The 13,441-nt window shown below is 61.9% G+C and carries 13 protein-coding genes and 2 pseudogenes; 5 read left to right on the forward strand and 10 right to left on the reverse strand.

Annotated elements, in window-relative coordinates:
• Window positions 1-32: 32 nt before the first annotated feature.
• Window positions 33-398 carry a hypothetical protein gene (locus AC1D1N_RS10365; protein ID WP_436260833.1) on the reverse strand — a complete coding sequence of 122 codons (366 nt, stop codon included), beginning with the start codon at window positions 396-398 and terminating at the stop codon, window positions 33-35.
• Between AC1D1N_RS10365 and AC1D1N_RS10370 the strand changes: the two genes are divergently transcribed.
• Window positions 397-645 carry a DUF982 domain-containing protein gene (locus AC1D1N_RS10370; RefSeq protein WP_477348334.1) on the forward strand — a complete coding sequence of 83 codons (249 nt, stop codon included), beginning with the start codon at window positions 397-399 and terminating at the stop codon, window positions 643-645. The genes AC1D1N_RS10365 and AC1D1N_RS10370 overlap by 2 nt on opposite strands.
• Before the next feature lie 138 nt (window positions 646-783).
• Here AC1D1N_RS10370 and AC1D1N_RS10375 read toward each other — a convergent pair whose 3' ends face one another.
• From AC1D1N_RS10375 to AC1D1N_RS10385, 3 genes are all read right to left on the reverse strand, one after another.
• On the reverse strand, window positions 784-1,140 hold the full coding sequence (locus AC1D1N_RS10375) for an ethanolamine utilization protein (RefSeq protein WP_477348861.1): 357 nt from the start codon (window positions 1,138-1,140) through the stop codon (window positions 784-786).
• Window positions 1,141-1,331: 191 nt separating this feature from the next.
• Window positions 1,332-2,072, reverse strand: a complete 741-nt coding sequence (locus AC1D1N_RS10380) for an SDR family NAD(P)-dependent oxidoreductase (RefSeq protein ID WP_477348336.1) — start codon at window positions 2,070-2,072, stop codon at window positions 1,332-1,334.
• A gap of 376 nt (window positions 2,073-2,448) precedes the next feature.
• Window positions 2,449-3,342 carry a LysR family transcriptional regulator gene (locus tag AC1D1N_RS10385; protein WP_477348338.1) on the reverse strand — a complete coding sequence of 298 codons (894 nt, stop codon included), beginning with the start codon at window positions 3,340-3,342 and terminating at the stop codon, window positions 2,449-2,451.
• Between the two features lie 154 nt (window positions 3,343-3,496).
• Between AC1D1N_RS10385 and AC1D1N_RS10390 the strand changes: the two genes are divergently transcribed.
• Window positions 3,497-4,141 (forward strand): hydrolase, encoded by a 645-nt coding sequence (locus AC1D1N_RS10390; protein ID WP_477348340.1) that lies wholly within the window; start codon window positions 3,497-3,499, stop codon window positions 4,139-4,141.
• Window positions 4,142-4,248: 107 nt separating this feature from the next.
• Window positions 4,249-4,445, forward strand: a pseudogene (locus AC1D1N_RS10395) (alpha/beta fold hydrolase); the annotation flags it as partial.
• Here the strand turns inward: AC1D1N_RS10395 and AC1D1N_RS10400 are convergent.
• The 3 genes and pseudogenes from AC1D1N_RS10400 to AC1D1N_RS10410 form a co-directional block, all read right to left on the reverse strand.
• A pseudogene (locus tag AC1D1N_RS10400) lies at window positions 4,423-4,602 on the reverse strand (recombinase family protein); the annotation flags it as partial. The pseudogenes AC1D1N_RS10395 and AC1D1N_RS10400 overlap by 23 nt on opposite strands.
• 107 nt (window positions 4,603-4,709) lie before the next feature.
• Complete coding sequence (locus tag AC1D1N_RS10405; protein ID WP_477348341.1) at window positions 4,710-6,701, reverse strand: CocE/NonD family hydrolase; 1,992 nt, start codon at window positions 6,699-6,701, stop codon at window positions 4,710-4,712.
• 74 nt (window positions 6,702-6,775) lie between these two features.
• Window positions 6,776-8,338: an ABC transporter substrate-binding protein gene (locus AC1D1N_RS10410; RefSeq protein ID WP_477348343.1), complete on the reverse strand. Its 1,563-nt coding sequence runs from the start codon at window positions 8,336-8,338 to the stop codon at window positions 6,776-6,778.
• Window positions 8,339-8,442: 104 nt separating this feature from the next.
• On the opposite strand from AC1D1N_RS10410, the gene AC1D1N_RS10415 reads away from it, so the two are divergent.
• Complete coding sequence (locus AC1D1N_RS10415) at window positions 8,443-9,285, forward strand: helix-turn-helix domain-containing protein (RefSeq protein WP_477348345.1); 843 nt, start codon at window positions 8,443-8,445, stop codon at window positions 9,283-9,285.
• A 235-nt stretch (window positions 9,286-9,520) separates the two neighbouring features.
• Here AC1D1N_RS10415 and AC1D1N_RS10420 read toward each other — a convergent pair whose 3' ends face one another.
• Together AC1D1N_RS10420 and AC1D1N_RS10425 are read right to left on the reverse strand one after the other, a co-directional pair.
• The gene (locus tag AC1D1N_RS10420; RefSeq protein WP_477348347.1) at window positions 9,521-10,384 is read right to left on the reverse strand and encodes a class I SAM-dependent methyltransferase; all 864 of its coding nucleotides are present in this window, start codon (window positions 10,382-10,384) and stop codon (window positions 9,521-9,523) included.
• 25 nt (window positions 10,385-10,409) lie between these two features.
• On the reverse strand, window positions 10,410-11,066 hold the full coding sequence (locus AC1D1N_RS10425) for a TetR/AcrR family transcriptional regulator (RefSeq protein WP_477348349.1): 657 nt from the start codon (window positions 11,064-11,066) through the stop codon (window positions 10,410-10,412).
• 275 nt (window positions 11,067-11,341) lie between these two features.
• Between AC1D1N_RS10425 and AC1D1N_RS10430 the strand changes: the two genes are divergently transcribed.
• Complete coding sequence (locus AC1D1N_RS10430; RefSeq protein WP_477348351.1) at window positions 11,342-12,235, forward strand: NAD(P)/FAD-dependent oxidoreductase; 894 nt, start codon at window positions 11,342-11,344, stop codon at window positions 12,233-12,235.
• 754 nt (window positions 12,236-12,989) lie between these two features.
• Here the strand turns inward: AC1D1N_RS10430 and AC1D1N_RS10435 are convergent.
• Window positions 12,990-13,364 carry a hypothetical protein gene (locus AC1D1N_RS10435; protein WP_477348353.1) on the reverse strand — a complete coding sequence of 125 codons (375 nt, stop codon included), beginning with the start codon at window positions 13,362-13,364 and terminating at the stop codon, window positions 12,990-12,992.
• Window positions 13,365-13,441 lie beyond the last annotated feature (77 nt).

The raw sequence follows: 13,441 nt of genomic DNA on the forward strand, positions 1-13,441 counted from the left end.
CGCGCCGTGGGAAAGGCTTCCGATTGATTGAGCTAACCACGTGAACGGAGGAACACATGGAACACAATCAATTTCAGCATCCCGTGAGGGTGCTCGTGGGTCTTGGGTTTCCAACCGACATTCAAAGCGTAAAGGACGCCTTCGTCCTGCTTGATGAATGGCCGCCATCGAAGCGAAACCCTGCTCATGGCGTCGCGCTCAATGCCTGTCGGGCAGCCCTTGCCGGCGAGGTGGATGCCGAAACCGCTCGCAGCACTTTTGTTGCCTTCGCCCGCCGCATGGATTTGCTTGTACAGGCCGCAGGCGACATCGTCGCGGCCAAGGCAGTCGGCACCTTCGCTGCGGGAGGCCATTTCAACAAATCGATGTAATCGATCTGTCGGAACGGAGGAAACCATGAGGGATATTCGATTTCCCGAACCAGTGAGACTGCGCGTGAGACCCTCAAGGGAGCGGTTGGTTGCCAGCAGTTGGGAAGCACTTGAGTGCCTTTATGACCAATGGCCAGAATGGGCGAGAGGACCAAGCTATCGAGCAGCCTGCCGCACTTGCCGCGACTCCCTGGACGGATGGCGGGCCCCACAACAAGCAAGAAGGGCATTCTTACAAGCAGCCCGTCGTGCAGGTTTGGTCCAGGCTTCATAGTGAGCTCAGATGCGCGCGAGCCGTCGCTGGGACAAAGCGGAGAGGCCTCGCGCCAGATCTGCGCAGGCGAGACCTCAACGCCTACTCGGATGAGCATGATCCGCCTGGACGTCGAACTGCGGCGTCACCCCGGAGGACTTACCCCCGCGCCTCCTGCCAGTGGGGATAGGTGACATAGGCAGTGACCGCGCCTTGCTCGTGCGAGCGGATCGTGACCTTCTGGCCTTTGGGCATATGGACGATTTCGCCCGGCCCTGCGGTGACGCTGCCTGACTTTCCGGACACCGACAGCCGCCCCTCGAGGACGACCATCACATCATCGACGGCCATTGTCTCCTCAAGCGTCTGGTTCGGCCCATAGCGCCCGTATCCGATGGTGATCGGGGAGGCATCGTGCTGGTCGATCAGATTGCCCACAAATACGTCTCCGCCCTGCCCCGGGGAACGCTCCAGCACTGCGTCGGTGATGTTGAACTTGCGAACCTTCACGGCAATTGCTCCTTCTCGCTGGCGTGGTTGAGCGGTTAGCTCAAACTCCTGAGTCTCAACGCGGAGTCCACAGGGCTGCCTCCTTCACGTCGTCCTCGACCCGACTCTGTCAAGGCCGGGGCTTAGCGCGAATGGCGATGGGGCGCTCGATGCATTGCCGAGCACGCAATTGGCCCGCTTGCGAACATCAAGTCCGCTCAGGCGGTTGCGCCACCGTCGGCGGTCAGGATGGAGCCCGTGATCATGCTCGCGGCGGGACTTGCCAGAAAGACCACAGCGTTCGCGATTTCGCGCGGCTCGGCGTAGCGTCCCAGTGGCGTCAGGCTTCGCTGGAAATCGGCAGCCTCCCCATCCGCCGGATTTGCATCCGTATTGGTCGCCCCGGGCTGCACGAGATTCACGGTGATGCCGTTCGGACCGAGTTCACGCGAAAGACCGCGGGTAAAGGAGGTAAGTGCCGCTTTGGACATCGCGTAAACCGTTATGCCTGGGAATGGGACCCGCTCTCCCAGGGCCGAACCGATCGTGATGATGCGTCCCCCTTCGGTGAGATGCGGGATAACTGCTGTCGCAAACAGCACTGGCGCTCGCACGTTGACGTCCATCACGGCCTGATAGTCGTTCACGTCGATCTCGGCGATCGCTCCGGTGTGGCCGATAGCCGCGCTGTTGACGAGGATATCGAGTCCACCGAGCGCCGAGACGGCTTGGCTCACGGAGCGCATGATGGCCTCCGGGGCGGCGCTGTCGGCTTGGATGGCGACTGCGCGACGCCCCATGTTTTCGATGGACTTGACCACCGCATCAGACTTCTCGGCGGAGCGCCGGTAAGTAAATGCAACGTCGGCGCCGCTCTCCGCCAGTGCTAACGCGATCGCGGCCCCGATGCCCCGCGATCCTCCAGTCACCAATGCACGCTTCCCACTCAGATCGATCATGTGTCCGTCCTTTTCTACCAACTTAGTTCAGGCATCCAATTGGTTCGCGTAGGATGCGACACCCGCTCGACGGCCTGATCCGGAATTTGGTGTTCGGCATTGGTCCCGATTAGTGTCGAGAAGTGCCAAACAGTGTTGCGGGGGGAGGAACGCTGCCCGATGGCTCACAAGGCAGCCAGGGTAATCATCCTCAGGAGCGATGGCCGCTTCGTCCTGGAGCCTAGGAAGCCACCGGCCCGGTAGAGTAGAGCCCGGGTAAAGCCGCCTCGGGCGGCCGCTGATGTGCGCTCCGGATGGGTGACACCGCGCCCGCCCCGGTGCTGTCCCGATGATGGAAGTCGGTTCCTTGACAGGGCCTTGAGCGGTTCGCGTTCTACTAGGGGTCGAGACCCCAAACTTCCGGGTTCCTTTTGAAATACTCAGTCAGCATTTCGGTGAGCACCCGCACTTTCCGCGCGGGATGCTGACCCGGCGGGCGTACGACATACGCGGCCCCCGGAGGTACCGGATAGCGTGTCATGATCGGAACCAATGCACCGGAGGCCACATATTCATATGTGATGCAATCTGGGAGCCAGGCGATACCGAGGCCTGCCGCAGCAGCAGCGGCAAGCGCCGTGGCGCTGTCGGCCTTGAACCTGCCCTGCGGCTGGACCGTGACGATCCTGCCGCCATCCATGAACTGCCAGGCTTCCGTTCCCTGCATGAGGGCCTGATGGGTGACGAGTTCGTCCAGCGTCTCAGGTGAGCCATGCGCCTCGATATAATCCGGGCTTGCGACAAGCTTGCCATGGATCGGCCCCACGCGCTTCGCGATCAAGTTGGAGTCCTGAAGGTAGGCGCCCCGGATCGCGCAATCGAAACCCTCCGCAATGAGATCGACGAAGCGATCGCTGTAGGAGGTATGGATTTGAAGCTTCGGGTGCAGACGCGCCATTTCCGCAATCACCGGGGCGAAGTGGGTTGGGCCGAAAGTAAGCGGCATGGCAACCCTTAGGCGGCCGCGAAGGTCGCCGGTCGGGAGGATCGTTTCCCTGGCGGTGTCGATCTCGGCACTGGCCCGGGCCGCATGGTCCCTGAACGTGATTCCCGCTTCGGTGAGCGCGGCGCCGCGGGTCGTTCGTGCAAGAAGCTGGACGCCAAGCTCCGCTTCAACCCGAAAGAGCCGTCGACTGACAATTGACTTGGAGACGCCAAGCCGGCGCGCGGCTGACGATATGCCCCCTGCATCGGCCACTACGACGAATGTCTGTAGATCTTCGATGTCCATCCTGGCGTTCCTTGTTTCGCGACACAGCTCGCCCGACTATGGCACTACCGCATCACCAACAGGAACAGCAAATTGTGCCCAGGCAACGTCGCCCGCTGGCGCATGTCTCCCGTGAACCCATTCCCGTCCATGGCGGCAGAGAAAGGAAGTCCTGATGACCCTTCGTAACGGCCTCGATTCGCTTCTTCGTCCTGAAGACTCGGTACTCGTCCTGATCGATCACCAGCCCTATCAGCTCGCAAACCTGAACAGCCACGATCCGCAAGCTGTGGTCAATCTCACGACCGCGTTGGCGAAGCTGGCAAAAGCCTTCAATGTTCCGACCATTCTCACGAGCGTGATTGCGGGTCGCGGTGGCCTCCTATTCAAGCAGATCACCGACGTCTTTCCGGGCCAGGAGGTGATCGACCGTACCTGGGTGAACACCTGGCAGGACGAGAAGGTCGTGAACGCGGTCAAGGCGACCGGCCGCAAGCAACTGATCATCGCCGGCCTTTGGACCGAAGTCTGCGTCGCGATGCCTGTGATCCAGGCCGCTGGCGAAGGCTGGGACGTGACCGTGATCACCGACGCGTCGGGCGGCATTTCGAAGGAATCTCACGAGGTTGCCGTCCAGCGGATGATCGCAGCCGGCGCGAACCCGATGACCGTGATGGCGCTCGCTGGCGAATGGCAACGCGATTGGGCGCGCACCGAGCATGTCGAGGAGCTGACCGAGATTCTCATCCACCACTTCGGCGGCAGCGGCATCGCGTATCTTTGGGAGCAGCAGCTTCTCAACACGCCGGTAGCTGGCTGATCCCGGCCGGGATGGCGAGCATTTCGGTGAGGGTCGGACTCGATCCGTTTGCCGGCCCTCGCCATCCTCACCTCACAGGGAAGCCTTATGATGTCAGCGATAAATCCATGGGCTTTGTCACGACCGACGACGACGTACGGATCTTCTACAAGGACTGGGGTCCCAAGGACGCCCAGCCAATGTTTTTCACCATGGCTGGACGCTCAGCTTCGACGACCGGGACGCGCAGCCGCCACACCGTCTTTGGTACGTTCAGAGATTAGGCGCCGCTCGAAATGAGCGATGGCGCCGAACACATGGAAGACGAGTTCGCCCGCGGCCGACGATGTGTCGATCTTTTCCTCGAGGCTGAGTAAGGCGATCTGTCGCTCCCGCAGCATGTTCACCGTTGCAAGCAGTTCCGCCAATGATCGGCCAAGACGATCGAGGCGGACGATAGCGAGCGTCGCCTGGACGGGCATAGGCGAGAAGGTCGGCGAGGCCCGCCTGGTCCATGTCTTTTCCGATTTGATGTCGGTGAACACCCTGATTACGCCGGCCGTAGCTCACCCCTGCATGTAGCTCACCCTTACATATGGTCACGCGGTATTCGAGCGCTGCGCTCGCGCTCGAATACCTTATGACCGTCAGCCAGTGCTTCAACCCGCTCCGTAATCACCCATTCGGTCGCCGTGCAGGAGAGATGCGTGGTGCAATGGCTCTGCGTTCGCCAGCCTTCCCGCTCGGCACAGCAAGTCCAGTGGACCTCTGCCGTCAGCGACAGCGGGTTATCGGGCGCTATCGACCATACCTCCTGCCGGACGTCGCGCGTGCACAAGCCGTTGCCCGGATGGCGGCTAAGACCTGTGTCCTCGTGCACCCGATAGCGCGTCACGCCATTTTGCAGATCGCGTTCAACAGAGCGGTCCGAAGATCCGTCTGTCAGGACTTCGTAACGGGGCAGAGGATCGGGATTGGGTGGCTGCGGGATTTCGACCCTGCGATGCTCGCCAAGCAGCGGCAGTTCCAATCGCAGCGTGGCAAGATCGATCATCAGCGTTGCGTCGCAGGGCGACGGCAGGATCGTCGGCCAATAGGCGCTCGACAAGGACAGACGCAGACGGTGGCCGGGCGCAAAACGGTAGCCACACGCATCCAGCACCAACTCGATTTCGACCGTCTCGCCCGGCTTCAGAGGGCGTGGTTCGGCATTGCCGTTGCGATGCGAGAGGTTGAGCACACCGTAGCTGACGCGCGTCGCCGCACCATCGGGATGGACGTCGACGAGCCTGACGGCAAGGTTGGCGAAGTTGGCATCACTGGAAAGCGACAGTTTTACGAGCGGTTGGCCAAAGACGACGCATTCCTCAGCAAGGACGGCGCTGTCGAAGGTGAGTGATCCAGCATCATCGATACGCTGGTCGCCGGCCATTTCCGAATCCGGCCTCCGCGGGAAGAACTCTCCCGCAGCGGTTCCCGTATCCTGAGGCGAGTGCAGGAGGGCTTTCCCTTCAGCATGCGATGAAGTGCTCCGAGCGAGCCCGCCCGAAGCGTCCAGGCTAAGGACGAGTGTGTCGGGAACGTTCCATCTGTCCATGGCAACCCAATGGCCCGGGTCGGTCTCGCGCCGGCGGCCGGGTCGCGGCCCGTCCAGGATATAAGCACGCAGCCTCGGCGTATTCTCCACCTTGTTGTCTTCCGCGCACAGCCAATGCCGCCACCATGAAATTGCCTCGGCATGAAAATCGACGCGGGGCTTCGGATAGGCGAAATGCGGATACTTGTGAACCCATGGACCGATCAGGCCCCAGGCCATTTCCAGCATCCCGGCGACCGCCTTCAAGGGCGTGTTGCGGTAGCCGTCGGCCCATCCGGCAATCACCAGTGCGGGAACGGAAAAACCGTCAAAGTCCTCGCAAATCGAACCGTGACGCCAGAAGTCGTCGCGGCGTTGGTGGGAGAGCCACTGCTCCATGAAGAACGGCTCGCCTTCCAGGCGCTCGAGCCACATGTCGCGCCAGCGTTCTCCGACGAGGTCGGGATCGGGGGACCGCGACTGGAAGGCAGTCATCGTCGCCGCCCATGACAGTTGCGCCGATAGATGCGCGCCATTCTTGTAGTGGATGTCGTCATTGTAGCGGTCGACGGTGGACGACAGGGAAATCACGGCCTTGAGAGCTGGTGGTTTGAGAGCCGCGACCTGAAGCGCGTTGAACCCGCCCCAGGAAATTCCCATCATGCCGACATTGCCGTTCGACCAGTCCTGCGCTGCGATCCATTCGATAACCTCGACGGCGTCGGCAAGCTCGCGCGCGGTATATTCGCCATCGATCACGCCGTCGGATTCTCCGCAACCGCGAATGTCGACACGCACGCCCGCGATGCCGGCCGCCGCGAAGACCGGATAGGTGGACTCGTCACGCGCGGTGGTGCCGTTGCGTTTGCGATAAGGCAGGAATTCGAGCACCGCCGGCACCCCGCCAGGAACCGTTTCGGGCATCCAGATGCGCGCGGCGAGCCGGGTGTCGTCTTTCAGGACGATCCACTCATTTTCAATGACACGGAAATTCCTGTTCGTCATGCGATCACCACCAAAGCTCCACGCGGTGGCAAGCACACTATCCCGCCGCCGGAAAGGTACGATCATTTCCCGGTTCAAGCCTCCAGCCAGACCCGGCTGGCGATGCGGCCATTGGAAAAGTCATTGCCAATATCGGGAACAAAACCCTTGAGATGGCTCGTGCAGGCGTTGATGAAGTCGTTGAACACCGGCAGTATCAGGCCGCCCTCATCTCGCACCATCAGCGCCATGTCACGGTAGAGTACGCGCCGCTTGGTCTCATCCAGTTCACCGCGCGCCTGCACCACCATCTTGTCGAAGTCGGGCCGCTTGAAGCGGGTGTCGTTCCACTCCGCGTTGGAAACGTAGGAAGTGGAATAGCGCGCGTCCTGCGTCGGACGACCACCCCAAAAGGAGGTGCAGAACGGCTTGACGTTCCAGACTTCCGACCAGTAGCCGTCACTCGGCTCGCGCTGCACATTGATCTTGATACCAGCCTTTTCCGCGCTCAATTGGAAAAGCTGGGCCGCATCGACTGCGCCGGGGAACGCCGCTTCCGAGGTGCGCAGCAGAATTGGATCTTGAAGGCCGGACTTCTTGAAGTGGAATGCAGCCTTGTCGGGATCGTAATTGCGCTGCTCTATATCGGCAGGCGCGAGCGCATAGTTGGCGTTGATCGGGTAATCATTGCCAATGGTGCCGAACCCGCCCAGAACCCCCTTGAGGATAGCCTCGCGGTCTATCGCATATTTGAGCGCCAAACGCAGATCATTGTTGTCGAAGGGCGAGGTGTCGCAATGCATCAGGAAGGAATAGAACCCCTTGCCGGAGGTGCGCAGGATCTCGACGCCCGGAACCCTCTTCAGCAACGGCACGATCTTGGGTTCGACGGTGCTGATGAAATCGACCTGACCGGATCGCAAGGCGCTGGTCCGCGCGGTCAGGTCGTTCATCACGGTAATAAGCACGCTGTCGACGTAGCCCCGGTCCTGGCGCCAGTCGTCGGTGTTTTTTTCGAAAGCGGCGCGAATGCCCGGCTCGAACGCAACCAGCTTGTAGGGACCGGTGCCGATCGCTGCCGCAGGTTTTTCCACGCCGCCGCCCGGCTGGATCTGAAGATGATAATCGGTAAATATCAGCGGCAAGTCAGCATTGGCTTCCTTCAGCCTCACCACCATGTCGCCCGACCGTTCCTCGATGCGGTCTATCCCGGACAGCAGGCCGAGTGCGCCCGATTGCGATTTCTTTCCGGCGTGGCGGCGCAAGGTCTCGACTGCATCGCTGACAGTAAATGCCTTGCCATCGTGGAAACGAACGTCTTTGCGTATCTTGAAGGTCCACTCCTTGGCGTCGGCCGACGGGGACCAGGATTCGGCCAGCGAGGGAACCGCCGCGCCCGTCTTGGGATCGGATTCGACCAGCGTATCGCCCCAGCAATGCGCGATCACAAAATTGACGCTGGCGGATGCCAGGGCCGGGTCGAGCGTGTCGGCGGAGGCGCCGCCATCGAGCCCCAGCCGCAACTGTCCGCCGCGCACTGGCGTTTGCGCCGCGGCCGGTGACGCCAGCGAGCCTGCGGCTGCGACAAGGCCTAGAGCCACCCCCGCTTGAAGTAGATCACGGCGTGAGAGACTCGATAACCTGCTGGAAGCGCTCATTGGGTTCCCCTTTGGACTGAAGCCTTGTGGCCGATACTAGGCAGAGCCCGCGGCAACGCAATTTCGTCGCTTGAAGCGTTTTTAAGCGAGTTTATACTGTCGCCATGAGCAAACCATGGGCCAATTTCAGCAGCAACCTGAAACTCGCCTGCAGCACGCACAGATCGGTATCCGATCTATGCCGCACCATCGGTATCAACCGACAGCAGTTCAACCGCTACCTCAATGCAGGAACCCTTCCTTCCGCCCATAATCTCCTGACGATCGCGGCAGCCTTTGGCCTCGAACCAGCCGATTTCGACCTTCCTCCGGGCGTGTTCCGCAGCAAATTGGGCGAGCGGCGCCGACACGCCGACCTTACAGGCCCGCTAGCGGAAGCCTTTCCGGGCGACCTGCATGCACTCGAACCCTATCTCGGATTCTACCAGGCGTGGCACACATCGCTGTCCTGGCCTGACCGGATCGTCTGCGCCTGCGCTCACCTGCGCGAAAATGGCGGACAAGTTCTGGTTTCCACGCTTGAGCGCATCGAAGATACCGAAAACGGCATCGTGCAGCGTTCACGGTACGTCGGGCTCGCGGCGTATCGCCACGAGCGCATCTTCCTGACGGAACTGACGCGCGGCGAGGCTCCAACCTTTGGACAGACGATCCTCATGCCGTTCGAAACGTACCAGCGGCGTTACCTGCGGGGCATTACTATGGGCATATCGTGGCGAGCCAACAATCTGCCCTACGCCACCCGCACCGTCTGGCACTATCTGGGGAAACGCGTCAACAAGAGGAGTCTTATCTCGCGTTGCGGCATCTATGCGCCCAATTCCGCAGCGCTACCCCCGGCCGTGCTGTCTTTCCTGACCGAGGCCCAGCCGGTCGCCGCCGCGCCTGTGCAGGCACCAAGGGGCTCTGTGGGCATTACTGCACTAATACCCGCTAAGGGAAATTGACTTGTTCGGATTGAATTGGTTAGCGCGAATTGGCCTGAATCGTTCGAGGGACGGTCAATTTCGTTCCAGAGGTAGTCGCCGATGAGCGCGAGATAAACCAATGGCAGCGGTGCGACCTGGGACAAAAGCCCGCCGCCCTATCTCCTCTGCGTTCCGGCCGCAACCAGTGCGGGTCGATCGCGTCACGGCCGACGCCGAGCCATCGAGACGGGGCGTCTACCCCTGTTAATCCCTGTCAGCTTGCCGGACTGCGCGCCGTGACGATCCACGCCGCGCCGTCGATCATCACCGACCGGTCGCCGGGGCAGCCCGCGAAGACGGCACGAACCGCGGCCGAGGCGCGGGCGCGGATATCGTCGGGCTGATCAGCGAGAGAGCGCGCCAGCGGGCCGACCTCGAGTGTCATCTCCACCGCGTCGTCGATCGCCGCGTCCCGCGTCCCCCCCTCGCCAAACGGGATGGAGGCATCGAATGGCGCGATAGCGACATCGGTGAAGCCAGCCGCCGTTAGAATACGCGCCACCCGCCCCTGGTCGCCAAACGAGAACGGGCCGGGCGCTTCGGGATCGGGCGGCACCATCGGCGGGACGATGTCCTTGATTGCGCCCATCGGCAAGCGCACCCAATCGTTGTCGGCCATACCGCGCCAGCAGACGAAAGCGACCCGCGCGCCCGGCTTGAGCGCACGCCGCATATGAGCGAACGCCGCCGTAGGATCGTCAAAGAACATCACCCCGAAGCGCGAAAACAGGATGTCGAACGCGGCCTCGGGCAACTCGGTGCTGCTGGCGTCGGCCACCTGGAACAGGACCGGCGTATCCTGCGGCGCTAGCGCGCGCGCTCTGCCGATCAGCGGTTCGGATATGTCCACGCCCAGCACATGGCCCCCCGCGCCGACGCGGGCGGCCAGATGCAGACTAGACGCCCCTGCGCCGCAGCCGACGTCCAGTACGCGTTCGCCCGTGGCGGGCGCGGCGGCTTCGATCGCGGCCTGGCCGAACACCGCCATCATGGCATCGAGCCGGGCCTGGTAAGCGACCCAACGCTCCCCGCTTTGGCCATTCCAGTCGGCTACCTGATAAACATTTTTCTCTGCCATGCCATATCCTTGTTCTGATCCGTTCTTAACGAGACTCTCCGGCCACGTGGTCGTTGCCACCGTGCGCGGCGATGAACATGGCGACGGCCGACCGGCAATAGGATTCGATTTCGTTGTCGTCCTCTGCTCTCGCCTGATCGAAGCGTGCGATAATCAGGAGATCGGATCCTTTGATAAGCGCGGCAAACAAGCGGGCGGACCGGAGAGGATCGGGCACGTTCAGAACCGCCTTCGCGTGCAACTGACGCAACAGGGCCTCGATTTGGGCGATGACATAGGCGGGGCCGGCTTCGTAATGGAGCTTGCTTAACGACTTTTGATTCGTCTTGTCGGCCATGATCATGGCTTCGACACTGCGGACGTCCGGGCTCAACAGCGTGCGAAGCAGGGATGTTCCCACCGCCATGAGCTGATGTTCTGCCGAACCGTCGACGCCTTCAATAAGAGCCTGTGGTGCAAACTGATGGCAGTGGGCCGCGATGGCCGCACTGAACAGCGCCTCCTTGTTCTCGAAGTGCCGATAGATGCTGAGCTTGGATATCCTCGCTCGCCGAGCGACCTTGTCCAATGTCGTCGCTTGAAAACCCAATTCCACAAAGAGTTCGCACGCGGCGTCGACTATCGTTTGGCCAAGCGCCTCGTTGGCGGGCCGGCCGCGCCGAGCCTGGCTGTTTTCGGTCACGACAATTCCAGTCCTTGACAGTATCCTAATTCTTGCATTACGATACCATGTAGTATCTGAAATGTGCAAGCCAATGGGTAGGTGTCCTCCAAATCAAGTTGCCCCGGGCCGCCCGGCGATATCGAATGCGGCATTGTCCGGCCGGCCAAAACAGTGATGGGCGACTTTCTCGTCGATGCCGAAGCCCGGCTCGCTGCCCGTCTCGAGCGCATATTGCTGGACGAAATTTCGCGCCAGGCCCAGCCCCCTCCAACCACAACACGGAGCCCATCACTATGGATGACGTCATCATCATCGGTGGCAGCTTTGCCGGTCTCGCCGCCGCCCTCCAGCTCGGCCGTGCCCGCCGCAAGGTCACCGTTCTCGATACCGGCCTGCCGCGCAACCGCTTCGCCGGCCACTCGCATGGCTTGCTCGGCCACGATCACAAGCCGCCGCTGGACATCCTGGCCGAGGCGCGGCAGCAGCTGGCGCGTTATCCCACGGTCAAGCTGGTCAATGCCCGGGCCGACAGCATCTCCGGCGCCATCGACAATTTCTCCGTCCTCACTGGCGATGGCGAAAGCCTTGGGGCGCGCCGCCTGATCCTGAGCTATGGCGTTGCCGACCAGATGCCTGATGTTCCGGGCTTTGCCGAAAGCTGGGGCACATCCATCGTGCCCTGCCCCTATTGCGACGGCTTTGAAGTCGCCGGCCAGCATTGGGGCCTCGTCTGGTCCGGCCCGCCGTCGCACAATTATGTCAGGCTGTACCACGATTGGACCGACACGTTGACGGTCTTCGCCGATGGTCACGACATTGCACCAGATATCCGGGCCGATCTGGCGCGCCGCAACATACCTGTCGTTGATGGCCGGATCACCGAAATCGCCCGTGACGGGGGCCATAATGCCACCGTCAAGCTCGATACCGCCCCCAATGTCGCAGTCGACATCTTGTTCGCGCATCCGCGCAACAAGCCGTCCGCAAGCCTGCATGAATCACTGGGACTCGCCACGGTCGATACGCCGACCGGCATCGCCCTCAAAGTCGACGAGCGCCGCGAAACCAGCATACCCGGCATCTACGCCGCCGGCGACCTCGCCAACCCCGGAATGCCCTCGGTCACCACGGCATCATGGCAGGGCGCGACGGCGGGTATCTCGGCCCAGCAGTCGATGCTGGTTTGAGAAGACACACATAGAGTTCGAACACGTCACCTTCGACCTGCCACACGGCACCTTTCACGCGCTGCAGGGTGGTGATCCCGATGGTCAACCGACGATCGTCTTGCGCGCCGTCCCCGACTGCGGGGCCGTTCGACCTCGCAGCCCTCACCAGCGACGTGCTCGCGCTGATCGACCGCTGGTCTCCGGGGCGACCCGTGGAGTTGATTGGCCACGACCGGGGCGCCCTGATCACATATGATGCCTGCGTCACCGCGCCGGAGCGGATCGAAACGCGCGGTCACGCTCGCAATCCCTCACCCACTCACGTTCATGAGCCGGCTGACGCACGCCGCTCAGCTACGCCGGAGCTGGTACATGGGGCTCTTTCAACCGCCGGGAAGCGGCTGGATGGCCACCGCCCGCGATCTCGCCCTCATCGACCGCCTCTGGCGTCAGTGGTCGCCCGGCTTCTCGCTCGATCCTGCTCTCCAGGCGGAGCTCACGAGCACCTGCGGGCGAGCATGCCCGCGCCCCTAAAGTACTATCGGGCGATGCTGCGACCCGGCATGCTTGGGGCGACGCGCCGCCTGTCTCAGCCGATCGCGGTGCCCTGTTGCAGCTTCACGGTGTGCAGCTTCAGGCTGCGAATCTTCGTGAGCGGACATTAATGGGCGGCGTGGGCATCGTCAGGATCTGACCCGATCCGGACCTTCGTTTCATGACGTTCTACGGACTCGAATCAGCCTTTCGGATTGCATATCGTCGGGTTGGAAGGTCATTCATCGCGCCAGTATGGGTGGGAACAGCTGAATTGGCGCGAGCCAACCAGACGGCGTTTGGTGCCCGATATCGTTCCTTGGACCTGCGGATCATTCGCGGTCATGTCGGGCACGACAGTGTAACCCTGATCGACAAGCTGCAGTTTCAGCTCTGCCAGGTGGCGCCTGAATCCGTTTTCGATGTAGCTGCGAGGATACCGCCATCCGTTCCTGCATGCTCGCACGAGGATGTCGGAATACAGTTCAGCGCTGGCAGCTTTCACCGCTGCTTCGGAAATCAGTTTGCCGTTAGTTTGGGTGCCTTCGGACAAGCATGGCCCCGCCGACACCGACAGGACCAGTATTGCGGTCAAGTCAGACAACTTTGTCATGGAGGCCCTCCGTGTTTTGAATCGACCAGGGCCTGCCAAGCGACCAGACCCTGCCGACCTGCAGAGGCTAGGACGCC

The organism is Mesorhizobium sp. P2_B5, from assembly GCF_056404775.1.